Raw genomic sequence first — 17774 nt, forward strand, 5'->3', positions numbered from 1 at the left:
CACATGGATCACAGAGCGCGCTCCGGTGGCTGCAGTCCGTCCCCGGCAGCCGCCGGCCGACGGGTGGCAGAGGCACACGGCCACGCTGCTCGCGGGCCCGGTCGCCGGGCGGCCGGTGCACGCGGTCGCCGGGCGGCCCTCGCCACCGGCCGTCGCGCCGCCCTGCTGGCCGCCGGGCTCGGCCTCGCGCTGGTCACGGCCGCGTGCGGGACGCTGCCGGCCGCGCAGCCGCGGGAGTCGACCGGCACCCCGTCGCCGGTGCTCGAGGCGTCGGTCACCGGCCCGACCGGCCCGCAGGTGACCGTCCCCGGCCTCGGCGGCACGGCCGTCCCCGGCTCCCCCACCGCCGCGGCGACGACCGCGCGGACGACGACCGCGCGGACGACGGCGCCGGCCCGGCCGACCTCGTCCCGGCCCGCGCCGCCCCGGACGGCACCGGCGCCGGTCGTCGTCACGGTGACGACCACGCTCACCCCGCCGGCGACCCGGGCCACCGCGACCACCTCGGCCGACCCGGCGGCGACCGCCGCGCCGGAGCCCGCCGTGCCCACCGTGCCCACCGTGCCCACCCGAGGCACGTCGGCACCCAGCACGACGCCAGGGGCGAACACCGCCGGCCCGTCACGGACCACGGCGGCACCGCGGAGCACCGCCCAGCCGTCGACCTCGCGGGCAGGGACCTCCCGGCCGGCGGCCCGCGGCCTGGCCGGCAAGATCGTCGCCATCGACCCCGGGCACAACGGCGACAACGCCAACCACCCCGAGATCATCAACCAGAAGATCGACGGCGGGAACGGGTACGAGAACGTCTGCAACACCACCGGCACCGAGACCGACGACGGCTACCCCGAGCACGCCTTCACCTGGCACGTCTCGCAGTACCTGGAGCAGGAGCTGGCCGCCCGCGGCATCCGGGTGGTGCTCACCCGGCACAGCGACGACGGCGTGGGGCCGTGCACCCCGGAGCGGGCCCGCATCGAGAACGACGCGCACGCGGACGCCGTGGTGTCGATCCACGGCGACGGGGTGGACGCCAAGGTCCGCGGCTTCTACGTGCTGACCAACGGCAGGCCGACCGACGGCCCGGCGATGGCGGCCCGGTCCCTGCAGCTCGCCCGCGCCATCCGCGACGGCCTCGAGCAGGTGGGCTTCCCGGCGTCGAACACCCTGGGCAGCGACGGGCTGTGGACCCGCGACGACCTCACCGGCCTCAACCTGTCGACCCGACCCAAGATCCTCGTCGAGCTGGGCAACATGCGGAACCCGCGCGAGGCCGCCACGATGAGCTCGCCGGAGGGGCAGCGGGCGTACGCGCACGCCCTGGCGCTCGGCGTCGTCGCGTTCCTGGAGGGCTGATCCGGAGCCGCCCGGCGGAGCACGGGCCGGTCAGGGGCTGCGCTGCGGCTCGACCCGGACCAGCGTCGGGCAGCCCCGCGCCGGATAGGTGACGACGAACCGCACGGCAGCGGCGACGTCGGCCGGGTCGAGCAGGGTCTCCGGTCGCTGCCGTCCCGCCGGCGACCGCAGCCCGGCGCCGGCGGCGACCAGCCCGGGCGAGACCAGGGACACCTTGACGCCACGGTCCCGCACGTCCAGGAAGACCGCCTCGGCGAGCCCGGCCAGGCCGTGCTTGCTGGCCACGTACGCGGCGTTGTTCGGGAAGGACAGGTGCGCGGCGGTCGATCCGAGGTAGACCAGCGCGCTCGGGGCCGCGGCGGCCAGCGCGGGCAGCACGGCCGTGGTCACCCGCGCCGCCGCCACCAGGTTCACCTCGAGCAGTCGCGACCAGATGTCCGGATCCCCCTCGTCGGCGGGCGCCCAGTCGAAGACGCCGGCCGCCCACACCACCACCCGGAGCGGCAGGGTCCCGGGTGGTGCCGGGACGCCGATCCCCGACCGGGCCAGCGCAGCCCGCACCGAGTCCGGCTGCTCGAGCTGCACCGAACAGGACCGGGCCGCGACGCCGGCGGCCCGGCACGCGGTCACCGCCGCGGCCAGTCGCCCGACGTCGCGGCCCCAGACCTCGATCTCGTACCCCAGCCCGGCCAGTTCCACCGCGACCGTGCGCCCGATCGCGCTGGAGCCACCGACGACGACCGCCCGCCCCGGTCGCGGATCCCCGGTCGCGGCGTCCGGAAGCCGGCCGGACGCGAGTTCCGGGGCCGTCGTCGGATCGTCGCCCGCGGACGGGAGCGGACCGGTCGGCTCGACCGGACGGGGTGGCACCGGGGAGCCCCGCCGCTACTGGTGGGCGGCCCGGTACTGCTCGCGGACGCTGTCGGCGACGCGGCCGCGCTCGCTGATGGCGATGCCCTGCGCGGCGGCCCACTCGCGGATCTGCGCGGCGGTGGCACCGACGTCGTTGCCGGGGCGGGGACGGCGGACGGCGGTGGCGCGCGCCGGCCGCGTCGGGCGGGCGGCGGTGACGAACTCGGCCAGCGACTTGCGCAGCGCGGTCGCCCGCTTGCGGCTCAGGTCGATCTCGTAGGAGGCGCCGTCCAGCGCGAAGCGCACTGTCTCGTCGGCGCGGCCGCCGTCGATGTCGTCGACGAGTTCGACCTGCTCCTGGCGCGCCATCAATGCCTCCGTGTCGTGCGGCGTTTTGTCACCGACATCATCCCTGTCCGGTGCGGCGAGCGGTCCGCGGGCCGTCGCCGTGTCGCAAGACGCGTCAGCCGTCCGGAGGTTCGTTCCCTGGTCGGACCAGCATGGCGGCATCACGTCCGGACGCAGCGGCAACTGTGACCGACGGCATTCCGGGAGCCGCCCCGCGGACGCCACCCCGGCCGGTGATCGTCGGCAGGTCCACGTCCCGCCGCCCCGTGGCGGGCCGCCACGACCGCGGCCCGGACGTCCGGGAGCCGACGGTGCCGCGGGGCGGGCGCCTCCTTGACACCTCCTGGACCGGACCGCAAGCTGTTGCGGACGGCGAGGCGTGTTGTGCTGGACGCAAGAGCGAGGTGCGACGTGACCCAGCCCGGGACCGTGCGCGTCTGCCCGCTGGCGGACCTGCCGCGCGGTGAGGCTCTGCGGGTGGACGAGGTCGACCCGCCCATCGCCGTGTTCCACACCGACGACGGCGAGGTCTTCGCGATCGACGACACCTGCACCCACCAGGACGCCTCGCTGTCCGAGGGCTGGTTGGAGGGCTGCGCCGTCGAGTGCCCGTTGCACGCCTCGACCTTCGATCTGCGCACCGGCGAGGTCGACGCACCCCCGGCCAAGGTGGGCGTCCGGGCGCACCGCGCCGAGGTGGTCGACGGCGAGATCGTGGTGACGCTGTCCACCGAGCCGCCCCGGCTGCCGCCGGGCGTGCTGCGGGGCCCGGTCGGCCGGTGAGCGTGCCGCCGGCACCGCCCCGCTCGGTCCTGGTGGTCGGGGCCGGGCTCGCCGGCCATGCGACCGCACAGGCGCTCCGCCGGCAGGGCTACGACGGCCGGGTCACGGTCCTGGGCGACGAGACCGAGCGCCCCTACGACCGGACGCCGCTGACCAAGGAATTCCTGGCCGGCCGGGTCGGTACCGACGACCTCCGCCTCGAGGCCGACGGCGAGGACCTGGACGTCGACTGGCACCTCGGCGTCCACGCGGTGGCGCTGGACCCGGCCCGCCGGGTGGTCTCCACCGGGGACGGGCGGGAGTGGACGGCCGACGCCGTGGTGCTGGCCGCCGGTGCCAGGGCGCGCCGGCTGACCGGTCCCGCCGGCCTGCACACCGTCCGGACCGTCGCCGACTCCGCTGCACTGCGCGGCGAGCTGGTACCGGGGGCGCGGCTCGTCGTCATCGGGGCGGGCTGGGTCGGCGCCGAGGTGGCGTCCACCGCCGCCGGTCTGGGACTCGACGTCACGGTGCTCGAGGCCGCTGCCACCCCGCTGGCCGGGCCGCTCGGCGAGGAGATGGGCACGGTGGTCGCCGGGCTGCACGCCCGCCACGGGGTCACCCTCCGGTGCGGGGTGCCGGTGGCCGGGGTGCAGGGCACCGACCGGGTCACCGGCGTCGAGCTGGCCGACGGCACCGTCGTCCCCGCCGACGTCGTGGTCGCCGGGATCGGCGCCGCGCCGGCGGTCGACTGGCTCGTCGGCAGCGGGCTGGACCTGTCGGCAGGAGTGGTCTGCTCGGCCGTCGGGGCGACGGACGCCCCGGGCGTGTACGCGGTCGGCGACTGCTCGGCGTGGTTCGACCCGGTGCTCGGCCGGCCGCTGCGCGTCGAGCACTGGACGGACGCCCGGGAACGGCCGGCCGTGCTCGCCCGGCTGCTGCTGGAGGGCCGCGCCGACCCGCCGCCGCGCCCGCCGTACTTCTGGTCCGACCAGTACGGGGTGCGCGTGCAGTTCGCCGGCCGTCGGCACGGCGACGAGACCGTCACCGTCGAGGCCGGCGACCCCGCCGACGCGTCCGTGCTGGCCGTCTACCGGCGGCACGGCGAGCCCGTCGCCGTCCTCGGCATGAACCAGACCAAGCTGTTCACCCGGCTGCGCCGCAGCCTGGCCACCCCGCAGCCGGTCCCCGCCGTCCCGTGATCCCCGCCGGCCCCGCCGGTCCCCCGCCCGTTGTCCGGCTTCCCGAGAGGCACCGATGACCAGCACGCAGCTGCCGGAGTCCCTGATCGCCACCCTGCCCGGCCGGTACTACACCGATCCCGGGCTGTTCGCCCTCGAGCAGGCGACGATCTTCGAGCGGATGTGGTTCTGCGCCGCCCGCGGCTCCGACGTCCCCCGGCCGGGCAGCTTCCGCACCGTCCAGGTCGGGGCCGAGTCGGTGATCGTGTCGCGGAACCGGCGCGGCGAGATACGAGCATTCCTCAACGTGTGCCGGCACCGGGGCGCCCGCATCTGCAGCGACGGGGAAGGGTCGGTCGGCCGGGCGTTCCAATGCATGTACCACGCCTGGACCTACGACCTGGACGGCAAGCTCGTCGCCGCCCCGAACCTGACCCGCATGCCCGACATCGACCGGACCGAGTACGGCCTGCGGGCGGTGCACGTGCGCGAGTGGCTCGGCTACGTGTGGGTCTCGCTCGCCGACGAGCCGCCCAGCTTCGAGGACACCGTGCTGCAGGAGGTCGTGAACCGGCTCGGCGAGGTGGCCAATCTGGATCACTACGAGGTCGACACGCTGTCCGTGGGCCGCCGGATCGTCTACGACGTCCGGGCCAACTGGAAGCTGATCGTCGAGAACTTCATGGAGTGCTACCACTGCGCGACCATCCACCCCGAGCTCACCGAGGTGCTGCCGGAGTTCGCCGACGGCTACGCCGCCCAGTACTACGTCAACCACGGGGCGGCGTTCGGCGCGGACGTCGAGGGCTTCACCGTCGACGGCTCCGCCGGGCTCGACCCCATCCCCACGCTTGCCGACGACCAGGACCGCAAGTACTACGCGATCACCATCAAGCCGCAGGTGTTCGTCAACATGGTCCCGGACCACGTGATCGTCCACCGGATGTACCCGATGGCCGTGGACCGGACGGTGGTCGAGTGCGACTGGCTGTACCTGCCGAGCGTCGTCGAGTCCGGCAAGGACGTGAGCAAGTCGGTCGAGCTGTTCCACCGGGTCAACCAGCAGGACTTCGAGGCCTGCGAGCGCTGCCAGCCGGCCATGTCGTCCCGGCTGTACCGGGACGGCGGGGTGCTGGTCCCGAGCGAGCACCACATCGGCGCGTTCCACGAGTGGCTGCGCGCCGCCATCGGCGAGTGAACCGCCGGGTGACGGACCCGGTGCAGGCAGCAGGGTGGCCCGGTGACGGCTCGGTGACGGCCGGCCGCCGGCGGTCAGCCCAGGTGGCCCATCCGCTCGCCGACCCGGATCGCCGCGGCGACCACCCGCGGCGCGACCTCGGGCAGCCGGCTCTCGGGGAGACGGAACGACGGGCCGGACAGCGACACCGCGGCCACCAGCGCGCCGTCGGCGCCGAAGACCGGCGCTGCGACGGCGTTGAGACCGACCTCGTACTCGCCCACGGTGACCGCGTAGCCGTCCACCCGGACCCGCTCGAGCTGCGCCTCGAGGAGGTCCGGGTCGGTGACGGTGTGGTCGGTGTAGCGCTCGAGGTCGGTCGTCGTGCCGGCCGGTCCGCCCGTGCGCGCCGCGCCGTACGGGCCGTACGGGCCGTGCGGCCCGTCGGTCCCGCGGGTGCGTGCCCGGGCACCGCGGTCGGCGAAGGCCAGCAGGACCTTGCCGGACGAGGTGGCGTGCAGCGGCGTCGGCCGGCCCACCCAGTTGTTGACGCTCACCGCCGCGGAGCCGTGCGCCTGGTGGACGTTGACCGCCGTCCGGCCCTGCCGGACCGCGATGTTGACCGTCTCCCCGAGTTCCTCGGCCAGCTCCTCGCACACCTCGCGCCCCTGCGTGGTCACGTCGAGCCGTCCACCCATCGCGGACGCCAGCCGCAGCACCCCGTAGCCGAGCCGGTAGCGGCCGCGCTCGCCGGCCACCTCCACCAGCTCGCGCGCCTGCAGCGCCGCGAGCAGCCGGGACGCGGTGGACTTGTGCACGCCGAGGGCGGCGGCCACCTCGGACACCCCCGCGGTCCCCGACCGGGCCAGCACCTCGAGCGCCGTGACGGCCCGGTCCACCGACTGGACCGCGCTGGCCGGGGATCCGTCGGCGTTGCCCATGACGCAACCCTAGGGTTGGAGGCCGCGGCGCGCACGCCGGCCGACGCGCGGGTGCGGACAGGTCCCGGGCCGCAGCGCCCATCGGCCGGGCACCGCCGACCGCGCTCCCGGTGCGGCCGGGACCTCCGACGCACCCGGCGGTGCGGGTGCCGACCGGACCCGCAGCAGGGTGGCCACCGATCCGGCGCCCGCCCGTCCCCCACCGACCCGTCGATCGGAGCCGAGTGACCGCCACGGAGTCCTACGACCACGTCATCGTCGGCGGCGGCAGCGCCGGCTGCGCGCTCGCCGCCCGGCTCACCGCCGACGGGAGCAGGTCCGTGCTGGTCCTCGAGGCCGGCCGCAGCGACTACCCGTGGGACCTGTTCATCCAGATGCCCGCGGCACTGACCTTCCCCAGCGGCCACCGGCTGTACGACTGGTGCTACGAGTCCGAGCCCGAGCCCCACCTGCACGGCCGGCGCATCGCCCACGCCCGCGGCAAGGTGCTCGGCGGCTCCAGCTCGATCAACGGCATGATCTTCCAGCGCGGCAACCCGATGGACTACGAGCGCTGGGGCGCGGACACCGGGATGGCGCAGTGGGACTGGGCGCACTGCCTGCCGTACTTCCGGCGGATGGAGAACTGCCTGGCGGCAGGACTGTCCGACCCGTACCGCGGGCACTCCGGGCCGCTGGTGCTCGAGCGCGGCCCGGCCCGCAACCCGCTGTTCGGCGCCTTCTTCGAGGCGGCCGTGCAGGCGGGCTACCCCTTGACCGACGACGTCAACGGCTTCCGGCAGGAGGGCTTCGCCGCGTTCGACCGGAACGTGCACCGCGGCCGCCGGCTGTCCGCGTCGCGGGCCTACCTGCGCCCGGCGCTGTCCCGGCCCAACCTGACCGTGCGGACGCTGTCGCTGGTCACCGGCATCCGCATCGAGCAGGGGCGGGCCACCGGCGTGCACTACCGACGCGGCGGCGTCGCGCACACCGTCTCGGCCGGCGAGGTCGTGCTGTGCGGCGGCGCGATCAACACCCCGCAGCTGCTGCAGCTGTCGGGCATCGGCCCGGCCGACGTGCTGCGGCCGCTGGGCATCCGCCAGGTCGTCGACCTGCCCGGCGTCGGGGCGAACCTGCAGGACCACCTCGAGGTGTACATCCAGCACGCGTGCACCCAGCCGGTCACCGTGCAGCCGTACCTGTCGCGGGCACGGCAGCCGTGGGTGGGCCTGCAGTGGATCCTGGGCCGCCGCGGTCCCGCCGCCACCAACCACTTCGAGGGCGGCGGGTTCGTCCGGTCCAACGACGATGTGGCCTACCCGAACCTGATGTTCCACTTCCTGCCGGTCGCCGTCCGCTACGACGGGACGGTCAGCGACCGGGTGCAGCAGACCGGTCACGGCTACCAGGTGCACATCGGACCGATGTACTCGGACGCCCGGGGCGACGTCCGCATCGTCTCGACCGACCCGCGCCGCCACCCCGCCCTGCGGTTCAACTACCTGTCCACCGCGCAGGACCGGCGCGAGTGGGTGGAGGCCGTCCGGGTGGCCCGGGACATCCTCGGCCAGCCGGCCATGGCGCCGTTCGACGGTGGCGAGACGTCGCCGGGGCCCTCGGTACGGACGGACGAGGAGATCCTGGACTGGGTGGCGGCGGACGCCGAGACGGCGCTGCACCCGTCCTGCACGGCCAAGATGGGCCCGGACTCCGACCCCATGGCCGTCGTCGACCCGGCGACCCTGCAGGTGCACGGCGTGCCGGGGCTCCGTGTCGTCGACGCCTCCGTCATGCCCTACGTGACCAACGGCAACATCTACGCGCCGGTGATGATGCTCGCGGAGAAGGCTGCCGACCTCATCCTGGGCGCGGATCCGCTGCCGCCGCTGCCCGAGCCGTTCTACCGGCACCCGCTCCCCGGAGAACCGGCCCCGGCCTGAGCCGGCGGTCCGTCGGCGGCGCTGCGGCCCGGCGCGGCGGGCGGAGCTGGTAGGGCAGCGAAGCGACCGGCGCGCCGGCGGCCGGCTCAGGCCTCCTCGGGCACGGCGTCGCGGACCACCCCGTCGCCGGCGGCGACGGCGGGCGGCCCGGTGACGTCGCCGACCATGGATCCGGTGCCGAGCGGCGCCGGGCGGCCGCGGACGAGCAGCGCCAGCACCGGGAACACCAGGACCGACAGCAGCCCGGCGCCGACCAGGGCGCCGGCCAGGCTTTCCGGGAGCTCGCCCCGGTCGACCCCGATGGCCGTCACCGCCACGATGATCGGCAGGGCGGTCCCGCTCATCAGCACCAGCGCGCCACGGTCCGCCCGGCTGGCGCCGGCCGGTGCGGAGAGCAGCCCGGGCAACCCCCGGACGAGCAGGAACAGCACCAGGAAGGCCGGCAGCAGGACGAGCGCCCGGCGGTCGTGCAGCAGCGCCGGCAGGTCGAAGTGCGCGCCGGTCTCCACGAAGAAGATGGGCACCAGGAAGCCGAAGGCGACGGCGGCCAGCTTGGAGCGGATCTCCCGCGAGTCCGCGGCGGGGGCGCTGGCCAGGAAGTACTGGGTGAGCACGCCGGCGGTGAACGCCCCCAGCAGCATGTCGAGGCCGAACTCCAGGCTCAGCGCCACCATGGCCGTGACCACCAGCATCACCAGCCGGACGCCGAACTGGCCACTGGTGTGCAGCGTCGCGGCGCTGAGCCGGTGCAGGCCCCGGTGCCGGCCCCGGGCGGCCAGCACGATCGCCCCGGCGGACAGCACGACGAACGCCACCAGCACCGTCGCCGACGCCCCCGCGGTGCGGCTGGACAGGAACACCGAGATCGCCACGAGCGGGCCGAACTCGCCGATCGCGCCCACCGCGACGACCGCCGTGCCGAACGGGCTGCCCAGGTCGCCGGAGTCGATCAGGATGGGCAGCAGCGTGCCCAGCGCCGTGCTGGTCAACGCGACACCGATGTAGACGCCGACGGTGGCGCTCGGCGCCACCGCGATGCCGATGGCCAGGCCGGCGGCCAGCGAGACGAGCCAGCCGAGCGCGGACCGGCGCAGCGGGCGCCCGCGGACCTCCCGGAACTCGATCTCGCTGCCGGCCATGAAGAACAGCATCGCCAGGCCGAACCCCGAGAACAGGTCGAGCAGGCTGCGGTCGGTGACCCAGTTCAGGCCGTTCGGCCCGACCGCCAGGCCGAGCAGGATCTCCACCGCCACCAGCGGAACCCGGACCACCCGGCGCAGCGCCGCGACGACCAGCGGCGCCACCGCCACCACCAGCGTGACGACCACGACCGTGCCGACCACCCGTTGCCTCCTGCCCGGCGACCCGCGGCCGGTCGTGCGGCCGTCCGGGCCCGGCGGGAACGCGCAGAGCATGGCACCCGCCGGCCCGTGGCGCAGCGGATCCGGGCGGCGGCGCCGATAGCCTGGGCGCATGCCGGCCGCCGCCGCCACCTCGGCGGGCACCTCGCACCGGCCCCCGCGTCGCCGGCGCCGCCCCCGCGGCCGGGCCGCCGCTGCCGTCGCCGCGGTCGCGCTGCTGGCGGTGCCCGTCCTGGCCGGCTGCACCGGCACCACGACCGTCGGGTCCACCGGCACGGTCACCCTCACGACGGCGCGGTCCGGAGCACCCAGCGGCGCGGTGCCGGCGACCACCCCGACCCCGGTGACGCCCGACGGGATGCTCACCGGGGTCGGGGTCACCGACTCCGCCATCACGCTCGGCGTCCTGGCCGACCGGGACCTCGACCGCGGCTTCACCGCCGGGGTCCGGCTGTGGCGGTCCTCGGTCAACGCCTCGGGCGGGATCTGCGGCAGGACCATCGAGCTGGCGACCGCGGACCCGGAGAGGGGCGCGCTCACCGGCTACCGGTCGCTGGCCCCACAGGTGCTGGGGATGCTGGCACTGCCCGCCGCCGGCGACCGGTCGGCGCTGGACGCCGCCGCCGCCGCGGACGGCATGCCGGTGCTGGAGGCCGGCGGCTCCTCCGCCGCGCTGACCACCCGCGGTCCGGTGGTGCTGGGCGCCACCGAGGACATCACCGCGATCAACGCGCTGGCCTACCTGGCGTCCACCGGCGTGCTGGTCGACGGGACCGTGCTGGGCGTCCTCGCCGACACCACCTCGGACGCGGCCGACGCGCTGGCCGGCGTCCGGTGGTGGGCCGGGCGGAACGGCGTGCGGCTGGACGTCCGTGCCGGCCTGCGCGCCAGCACCACCGGCTGGTCCGGAGCCGCCGCGGTACTGGCGTTGACCACGCCGGACCGGGTCGGGGCCGTGCTGGCCGCGACAACCGCCCCCACCCCGGTCGTCACCACGCTGGACGGGTACCGGCCGGCGTCGGTGCCGGCCACCGACCAGGACCGGCTGCTGATCGGGCTGCAGACGCCCGCCTTCGGCTCGGACCAGCCCGCGGCGGCCGCGGTGGCGCGGGCCTACGCGGCGGCCGGCGGCACGGCCCCCGGTCCGCGGCTGCTGTCCGGGTATGCCGTCGCCGCCGGCTGGGGCCGGCTGCTCGACGAGGCCTGCACCGCCAGGGCGCTGACCCGGCAGGGCGTGACCACGGCGATGACCACGGTCGGTCCGGCCCCGGTGGACTCGCTGTTCGGGCCGTCGGACCCGGGCCTGGTGGTGCGGTCGGCGCTGCCGGCGACGCGGGTGTCGTCGATGGCGCAGGCGGACCTGTCGGCGCAGGCCGGCCTGAGACCGTTGATCTGGTCGCAGGCGGCGGCCGGCATCGGCGACTACGTCCCGCCGCGGTGACGACCGCGGCCCCGTCCGGATCCGCCGGCCCCGCCGGTCGTCCGGATCCGCCGGCCCCGCCGCGAGCCTCGGGACCGCCGTGCCAGACTCGCGCTGTGGCACGGGTCTCGGTGGTCGTCGACGACGGGACGGTGGCCCTGGCCCAGGTCTGGCTGACGGTGCGGGACGCTAGGGCCGCCGCCGGCGGCGGCGATGCCGACGCGGCTGCGGCCCACCCCGGCCGCTCCGACGGCACCCCCGAGGGCCCGGCGGGCGGCAGCGGCCCCGGGCCGGCCGCCGCGGAGGACGTCCTCGATGCCGGTGACGACGACGAGGTGGCCGGGGACGCCGCGGTGGTCGCCCCGGCCGAGGTCGACGACGACTTCGCGGTCGACAGCGACCCCCGCCCGCTGCCCGTCGACGTGCCCGGGCGGTCGCTGGTCGTGCTGCACCGCGGCGCCTACGCCGGTGCTGTGTCCTACATCCCCGTGCTGCACGGACCCAGCTATCCCTGCAGCGCCTGGATGATCGGTGTCTACGTCGATCTGGCGCACCGCCGGCAGGGGGTCGCGGCCGCGGCGCAGCGGCTCCTCGCCCGCCACCTGTTCGCCACCACCGACCTCGACCGCGTCGAGGCGGAGACCGACGTCGACAACATCGGCGAGCGCAAGGCGCTCGAGCGGGCGGGCTTCCGGCAGGAGGGCGTCGCCCGCGGCGCCCAGCTGCGCGGCGGCGTGCGGCGGGACGTCGCGACCTACGCCGTGCTGCGCGAGGACCTGCAGGGCAGCTGACCGGCGGCACCGATCCGGCGGCCGGCACGGAGAGTGGGGCGGCGTCGTCGGGTCGCCGGCCGCGCCGCTCGGCGGTCCCGGGCCGGGCCGCTCACCGCGAGACGCTCTCCACCCCCAGGGGTGGCCGCCGGACGTGGCGACCGCCCGGACGGACGCCGACATCCGGGGAAATGCTGGGGAAATACTGCGAGAACGAGTGGTCGCCATTCCTCCGGCTCGTCGGTCCGCGCCCGCGCGGTGTGGCGTCGGTGGCGGCCAGGTCGGCGTCCGCGCCGGGTTCCGACCATTCCGCGCCGACCGGGTGGGCGGCGAGACCTCGCCCGAAGGGGGGACTTTCGCGAGGCAGCGCGTCCTTGCGCGCCACCGCCGGCGCCGCGACCGCCTGCCGGTCGCCATGCTCCGCGCGCCGCACGGCGGAATGCGACACATTCCGGTCACTGTCTGTCGATATTTCCGGCAGCCATCTGCCGAAGCGGTCCCGCGGGTGCCATCATCACCCGGTAGGCATTCCGGGGGATTGCCGCCGGGTCGGCGGGCGACCGTCAGGCCATCGGCCCCATTCCCCACCACGCCCAGGGGAGGGCGCTCATGGACACACCGCAGATCGGCCGCGGCCGGACCGGACGCGCGTGCCGCTGGTCCGCCGGGCTGGCGTGCGCGGCGCTGCTCGTCACCGGCTGCGCCGCGCAGACCTCCGCGGGCGCCGGCGCGCCGTCGGGGACCGGCGGGGGCGGCGTCACCGTGACCGCTCCGGCACCGGCCACACCGCAACGCAGCGATCCACCGGCGCCCCCGAGCAGCCCGCCGGTGGCACGGCACGGCCGGCCCGCGCACCCGACGATCGCCGCCTCCGCCGGCGCGTTCGCCGCGTCGCTGCCGGCCCGCTGGTCGGACGGCGTCGTGCTGACCGTGGCACGCGTCCGGCACGGCAGCGAGACCGGCCGGGGACCGGGCGACTTCACCGGGCAGCCGTTCACCGCCGTCACCTTCCAGCTGCGCAACGGCTCGGACCGCACGCTGGACCTCAGCGCGGTGGTGGTGTCGGCCAGCTACGGCACGCCGGCCAGGGTCGCGGCACCGGTGTACGACGACACGGCCCAGGACTTCGCGGGTTCACTGCCGCCCGGAGCGTCCGCGACGGCCACCTACCTCTACGCGTTCCCGCCGTCGGCGCTGGCCAGCGCCACCGCCACGGTCGACCTCGACGGTGTCCACGCCGTCGCACAGCTGCGTGGAGGGCTCCGATGAACGACACCCGTCCCGGGTCGGCCCCGTCGACCGCGCCCGGTATCCGCCGCCGCGCCGGCCGGGCCACCGCGCGGCGCGGTGCCCGGAGGGCCGTCGCCGTCCTGGCCGCCGCCGTCGCCCTGTCCGGGACGCTGGTCGGCGGTGGCACCGCCGCAGCCGACACCCGGCCGGCCACCGGCGTGCCCGCCACCGTCAGCGCGGACGCGCTGCCCACCTGGCAGGTCAACGGCGTGGTCTGGAGCCAGGTGATCGTCGGCACCACGGTCTACGCCACCGGCAGCTTCACCAGGGCCCGGCCGCCGGGCGTGGCCGCCGGGGGCTCCGGCGAGATCACGGCCAACAACATCTTCGCCTACAACCTGACCACCGGGGCCCGGGTCAGCACGTTCAACCACTCGCTGAGCGCCCAGGGCCGGGTGGTCACCGCGTCGCCGGACGGTTCCCGGGTGTACGTCGGCGGTGACTTCACCTCGGTCGACGGGGTCGCACACGGGCACGTCGCGGCTTTCACCACCGCCACCGGAGCGCTCGACAACGGCTTCACGGCGTCCGCGAACGGCATCGTCCGGGCGATGGCGGCAACCGCCACGACGCTCTACTTCGGCGGCCGGTTCACCGCCGTGAACGGCAGGACCAGGCTCAGTGTCGCCGCGGTGAGCGCCACCACCGGCACACCCCTGTCCTGGGCGCCGACGGTGGACAACGGAACGGTGTGGTCAATGGTGCTGGCCCCCGACCGGTCCCGACTCGTCATCGGCGGTTCGTTCACGACGTTGAACAAGCAGTACGCGTACGGCATGGGCGCTCTGGCCACCTCGACGGGTGCCACCCTGCCGTGGGCCGCGAACACCACCATCAAGGACGCCACCACGTCCGGCGCGATCACCAGCCTGCGCACCGACGGCGTGCGCATCTACGGCTCCGGTTACGCCTACGGCAGCGGGTCCAGCTTCGAGGGCACCTTCGCCGCCGACCCGTACACCGGCGCCATCTCCGTGCTCAACGACTGCCACGGCGACACCTACGACGTCGCGCCGGTCGGCGAGGTGCTCTACAGCGTCAGCCACGCCCACGACTGCTCCGCCGTCCGGGCGTTCCCGGAGATGAACCCGCGGCAGAACCTGCACGCCCTCGCACAGACCACGACGGCGAAGACCACGAACATCGGTCCGGACTCCTACGGGTGGAACTACAACGGCATGCCGGCGTCGGCCATGCTGCAGTGGTACCCGCAGCTCACGATCGGCACGTACACCGGCCAGTCGCAGGCGGCCTGGTCGGTGGCTGCGACGAGCAGCTACGTCGTGCTCGGCGGCGAGTTCCCGTCGGTCAACGGCACGGCACAGCAGGGGCTGGTCCGCTTCGCCGTCTCGTCCCTCGCGCCGAACAGGAGAGGTCCGTCGTACCAGACGATCCCGCCCCGCACGATCCCTGGCGTCACGGCGACCCGGTCGACGGCGGGCACCGTCAAGGTCGGCTACGGCACCGCGTGGGACTACGACAACCAGGCGCTGACCTACCAGATCGTCCGGGACAGCACGAGCAACGTCGTCTACACGACCACGTACAGCACCAACTTCTGGACCCTGCCGTTCCACACCTACACCGATTCGGGCCTGGCGCCGGGGAGCAGTCACTGGTACCAGGTCAAGGTGACCGACCCGTTCGGGAACACCGCCTGGAGCCCGCGGAGTCCCACCGTCACGGCCTGAACACGCCGCCGCCCCCGACCGGGTGGATCTCGATCTCGACCCCGACGATCGCTTTCCGTAGCAGGAAATCACCGTACGCTACGGACGTCGGGAGTCGAGGAGGAGATCCCATGCCGCCGGGATCCGTGCAGCGTAACCACGTCCGGGTGCTGGGGCGGCCCGACGGACCGACCGTGATGTTCGCCCACGGTTTCGGCTGCGACCAGAACATGTGGCGCCGCCTGGTGCCCCAGTTCCTGTCGGACCACCGCGTCGTGCTCTTCGACCACGTCGGGGCGGGCCGGTCCGACATGGACGCCTACGACTTCGGCAAGTACTCCTCGATCGACGGGTACGCCGGCGACATCGTCGAGATCTGCGACGAGCTGGGCCTGTCGGACGTCGTCCTGGTCGGTCACAGCATCAGCGCGATGATCGCCGCCGCCGCGGCGGCCGCCCGGCCCGACCTGTTCTCGCGGCTCGTGCTGGTCGCGCCGTCACCGCGCTACGTCGACGACCGGTCGGCCGGCTACGTCGGCGGTTTCACCGCCGCGGACATCGACGGCCTGCTGGACTCGTTGGACAGCAACTACTTCGGCTGGGCCACCGCGATGGCGCCGATGGTCATGGGCAACCCGGACCGGCCCGAGCTGGGCGAGGAACTGACCACCAGCTTCTGCCGCACGCGGCCCGAGATCGCCCACCAGTTCGCCAGGGTCACCTTCCTGACCGACGCCCGCGCCCTGCTGGGGCGGGTGGTCACGTCGTCGCTCGTGCTCCAGTGCTCCGACGACATCCTGGCGCCGGTCGAGGTCGGCCGGTACGTCCACCGCCACCTGCCGGACAGCGCCTTCCGCCAGCTGCGCGCGACCGGGCACTGCCCGCACGTGAGCGCACCGGAGGAGACGGGCGCCGCCATCCTGGAGTACCTGCGCTCGACCGCTCCCGTCCCGCTGTCCATCGCGTCGTGACGCCGCTCGCGCCGGTGTCCGTGCCGTCCGCGGCGGCCTACGAGCAGCTGTTCCAGCAGGCGCCGTGCGCCTACCTGCTGACCGGGGACGACGGCCGGATCGGCTGGGTCAACGAGACGTTCCTGCGGTGGACCGGGTACGAGCGCAGCGAGGTGATCGGCACCCCGCTGCCCAAGCTGTTCCCGATCGGCGACCAGATCCTGTACTCGACGCACGGCCAGCCGTTGCTGGCCATGGTCGGGGCGGTGGCCGAGGTGGCGGTCGAGGTGGTCGGCCGCGACGGCGCCCGCCGTCCCGCGCTGCTGTCCGCCGCCCGGACCGCGGCCACCGACGACCTGCCCGCCACCGTCCGGGTGATCATCTTCAGCGCGCACGAGCGCCGCCGCTACGAGCGGGAGCTGCTCGCCGCCCGCCGGGCCGCGGAACGGTCGGAGTCGCAGCGCGTCGACGCCGAGGCGGACCTGCACCACCTGGCCCTGCACGACTCGCTGACCGGCCTGCTCAACCGCGCCGCGCTGACCGGCTACCTGCAGGCGCAGTTCGACGGCAGCGGGCCGCTGCGTCCCGGGCTGGCGCTGGCCTTCATCGACCTGGACCACTTCAAGTCGGTCAACGACAGCCTCGGCCACCGGGCCGGCGACGAGCTGCTGCTCACCGTGGCCGACCGGCTGCGCGGCGCGGTGCGCGGCACGGCCGTCACGGCCCGGCTGTCCGGCGACGAGTTCGTCGTCGTCGACGCCGTCACGGAGCCGGCCAGGATCGGGGAGTTCGCGCAGCGGCTGCTGTCGGTGCTCAACGAACCCGTGCTGATCGACGGCGTCGAGGTGGTCCCGTCGGCCAGCATCGGGATCGCCTTCGCCGGCCAGGACACCCGCACGCCGGAACGGTTGCTGCGGCACGCGGACATCGCCATGTACCGGGCCAAGGTGTCCGGGCGCAACAGCTGGCAGGTGCACCCCCAGCACAACGACCCGGCCGCCGACCGGCTCCGGCGGGTCGGCGAGCTGCGGCACGGCATCGAGCGTGGCGAGCTGGTGCTGCACTACCAGCCGCGGATCGAACTGGACGGCGGGGCGGTGCACAGCGCCGAGGCCCTCGTGCGGTGGCAGCACCCCACCCGCGGGCTGCTCTCCCCCGGCGAGTTCATCGAGCTGGCCGAGGACTCGGGCCTGGTGCGGGAGCTGGGCGCGTGGGTGCTCGAGGCGGCCGTGGCCGAGGCGGCGGGCTGGCAGCCCGTCGCGGGCCGCCGGCTGGGCGTCGCGGTGAACCTCTCGCCGCGCCAGCTCGGTGACCGCAACATGGTGCGGCTGGTGACCGACGCGCTGCAGCGGCACCGCCTGGACCCGTCGCTGCTCACCCTGGAGATCACCGAGACCGCGCTGATGCTGGACCCGGACGCTGCGCTGCGGTCGCTGCAGGCGCTGGCCCGGCTCGGCGTGGTGCTGGCCGTCGACGACTTCGGCACCGGCTACTCGAGCCTGACGTACCTCAAGCGGTTCCCGATCGACGAGCTGAAGATCGACCAGTCGTTCGTCGCCGGACTCGGGGTGAGCGACGGCGACGAGGCCATCGTCGCCAGCTGCGTGCAGCTCGCGCACGCGATCGGCATCCACGCCGTCGCCGAGGGCGTGGAGACCGACGCGCAGCGCGCCTCCCTCGCCGCGCTGGGGTGCGACCTGGCCCAGGGCTACCTGTACAGCCGCCCGGTGCCGGTGGACGAGTTCCTGCGCTGGTGCGCCGCACAGGGCTGAGCCGG

The 17774-nt window shown here is 75.0% G+C and carries 15 protein-coding genes; 11 read left to right on the plus strand and 4 right to left on the minus strand.

Features of this window, described 5'->3' with window-relative positions:
- Window positions 1-63 precede the first annotated feature (63 nt).
- Window positions 64-1356, plus strand: coding sequence for an N-acetylmuramoyl-L-alanine amidase (locus IEY37_RS13565; RefSeq protein ID WP_229674397.1), 1293 nt, complete (start codon window positions 64-66; stop codon window positions 1354-1356).
- Window positions 1357-1386: 30 nt separating this feature from the next.
- On the opposite strand, the gene IEY37_RS13570 is transcribed toward IEY37_RS13565, so the two are convergent.
- Both IEY37_RS13570 and IEY37_RS13575 read right to left on the minus strand, forming a co-directional pair.
- Window positions 1387-2226, minus strand: a complete 840-nt coding sequence (locus IEY37_RS13570) for an SDR family oxidoreductase (protein WP_188942243.1) — start codon at window positions 2224-2226, stop codon at window positions 1387-1389.
- A gap of 15 nt (window positions 2227-2241) precedes the next feature.
- Window positions 2242-2577: a histone-like nucleoid-structuring protein Lsr2 gene (locus IEY37_RS13575; protein ID WP_188942245.1), complete on the minus strand. Its 336-nt coding sequence runs from the start codon at window positions 2575-2577 to the stop codon at window positions 2242-2244.
- Between the two features lie 390 nt (window positions 2578-2967).
- Here IEY37_RS13575 and IEY37_RS13580 point away from each other — a divergent pair, with 390 nt between their 5' ends.
- From IEY37_RS13580 to IEY37_RS13590, 3 genes are read left to right on the plus strand one after another with little or no spacing between them, the layout of a single operon-like run.
- The gene (locus IEY37_RS13580; RefSeq protein WP_229674399.1) at window positions 2968-3339 is read left to right on the plus strand and encodes a bifunctional 3-phenylpropionate/cinnamic acid dioxygenase ferredoxin subunit; all 372 of its coding nucleotides are present in this window, start codon (window positions 2968-2970) and stop codon (window positions 3337-3339) included.
- Window positions 3336-4520 (plus strand): NAD(P)/FAD-dependent oxidoreductase, encoded by a 1185-nt coding sequence (locus tag IEY37_RS13585; RefSeq protein ID WP_229674400.1) that lies wholly within the window; start codon window positions 3336-3338, stop codon window positions 4518-4520. Before IEY37_RS13580 ends, IEY37_RS13585 begins: the two co-directional genes overlap by 4 nt.
- A 55-nt stretch (window positions 4521-4575) precedes the next feature.
- The gene (locus tag IEY37_RS13590; protein WP_188942247.1) at window positions 4576-5697 is read left to right on the plus strand and encodes an aromatic ring-hydroxylating oxygenase subunit alpha; all 1122 of its coding nucleotides are present in this window, start codon (window positions 4576-4578) and stop codon (window positions 5695-5697) included.
- A 74-nt stretch (window positions 5698-5771) separates the two neighbouring features.
- Here IEY37_RS13590 and IEY37_RS13595 read toward each other — a convergent pair whose 3' ends face one another.
- Window positions 5772-6617: an IclR family transcriptional regulator gene (locus tag IEY37_RS13595; RefSeq protein WP_188942248.1), complete on the minus strand. Its 846-nt coding sequence runs from the start codon at window positions 6615-6617 to the stop codon at window positions 5772-5774.
- 224 nt (window positions 6618-6841) lie between these two features.
- On the opposite strand from IEY37_RS13595, the gene betA reads away from it, so the two are divergent.
- The gene (gene betA, locus IEY37_RS13600; protein ID WP_188942249.1) at window positions 6842-8536 is read left to right on the plus strand and encodes a choline dehydrogenase; all 1695 of its coding nucleotides are present in this window, start codon (window positions 6842-6844) and stop codon (window positions 8534-8536) included.
- An 86-nt stretch (window positions 8537-8622) separates the two neighbouring features.
- Here the strand turns inward: betA and IEY37_RS13605 are convergent, their stop codons facing one another.
- Window positions 8623-9879: a cation:proton antiporter gene (locus tag IEY37_RS13605; RefSeq protein WP_229674401.1), complete on the minus strand. Its 1257-nt coding sequence runs from the start codon at window positions 9877-9879 to the stop codon at window positions 8623-8625.
- Window positions 9880-10009: 130 nt separating this feature from the next.
- Between IEY37_RS13605 and IEY37_RS13610 the strand changes: the two genes are divergently transcribed.
- From IEY37_RS13610 to IEY37_RS13635, 6 genes are all read left to right on the plus strand, one after another.
- The gene (locus IEY37_RS13610) at window positions 10010-11338 is read left to right on the plus strand and encodes an ABC transporter substrate-binding protein (protein WP_188942250.1); all 1329 of its coding nucleotides are present in this window, start codon (window positions 10010-10012) and stop codon (window positions 11336-11338) included.
- A gap of 95 nt (window positions 11339-11433) precedes the next feature.
- Window positions 11434-12108, plus strand: coding sequence for a GNAT family N-acetyltransferase (locus IEY37_RS13615; protein ID WP_188942251.1), 675 nt, complete (start codon window positions 11434-11436; stop codon window positions 12106-12108).
- 588 nt (window positions 12109-12696) lie between these two features.
- On the plus strand, window positions 12697-13356 hold the full coding sequence (locus IEY37_RS13620; RefSeq protein WP_188942252.1) for a hypothetical protein: 660 nt from the start codon (window positions 12697-12699) through the stop codon (window positions 13354-13356).
- Window positions 13353-15068, plus strand: a complete 1716-nt coding sequence (locus IEY37_RS13625) for a hypothetical protein (protein ID WP_188942254.1) — start codon at window positions 13353-13355, stop codon at window positions 15066-15068. The genes IEY37_RS13620 and IEY37_RS13625 overlap by 4 nt, the downstream gene beginning before the upstream one ends.
- A gap of 176 nt (window positions 15069-15244) precedes the next feature.
- Window positions 15245-16018, plus strand: coding sequence for an alpha/beta fold hydrolase (locus IEY37_RS13630; protein WP_229674426.1), 774 nt, complete (start codon window positions 15245-15247; stop codon window positions 16016-16018).
- Entirely contained in the window at window positions 16015-17769 is a 1755-nt protein-coding gene (locus IEY37_RS13635) for a sensor domain-containing protein (protein WP_229674402.1), read from the plus strand. The genes IEY37_RS13630 and IEY37_RS13635 overlap by 4 nt, the downstream gene beginning before the upstream one ends.
- The last annotated feature ends 5 nt before the right edge of the window (window positions 17770-17774 follow it).

Origin of the sequence: Nakamurella endophytica, assembly GCF_014646215.1 — a bacterium.
GTDB lineage: Bacteria > Actinomycetota > Actinomycetes > Mycobacteriales > Nakamurellaceae > Nakamurella > Nakamurella endophytica.

Excerpts from the sequence above, each read along its gene's own strand:
- IEY37_RS13625 (WP_188942254.1), top strand. The coding sequence starts at position 13,353 with ATGAACGACACCCGTCCCGGGTCGGCCCCGTCGACCGCGCCCGGTATC.
- IEY37_RS13575 (WP_188942245.1), bottom strand. The coding sequence starts at position 2,577 with ATGGCGCGCCAGGAGCAGGTCGAACTCGTCGACGACATCGACGGCGGC.
- IEY37_RS13620 (WP_188942252.1), top strand. The coding sequence starts at position 12,697 with ATGGACACACCGCAGATCGGCCGCGGCCGGACCGGACGCGCGTGCCGC.
- IEY37_RS13610 (WP_188942250.1), top strand. The coding sequence starts at position 10,010 with ATGCCGGCCGCCGCCGCCACCTCGGCGGGCACCTCGCACCGGCCCCCG.
- IEY37_RS13590 (WP_188942247.1), top strand. The coding sequence starts at position 4,576 with ATGACCAGCACGCAGCTGCCGGAGTCCCTGATCGCCACCCTGCCCGGC.
- IEY37_RS13595 (WP_188942248.1), bottom strand. The coding sequence starts at position 6,617 with ATGGGCAACGCCGACGGATCCCCGGCCAGCGCGGTCCAGTCGGTGGAC.
- IEY37_RS13630 (WP_229674426.1), top strand. The coding sequence starts at position 15,245 with ATGTTCGCCCACGGTTTCGGCTGCGACCAGAACATGTGGCGCCGCCTG.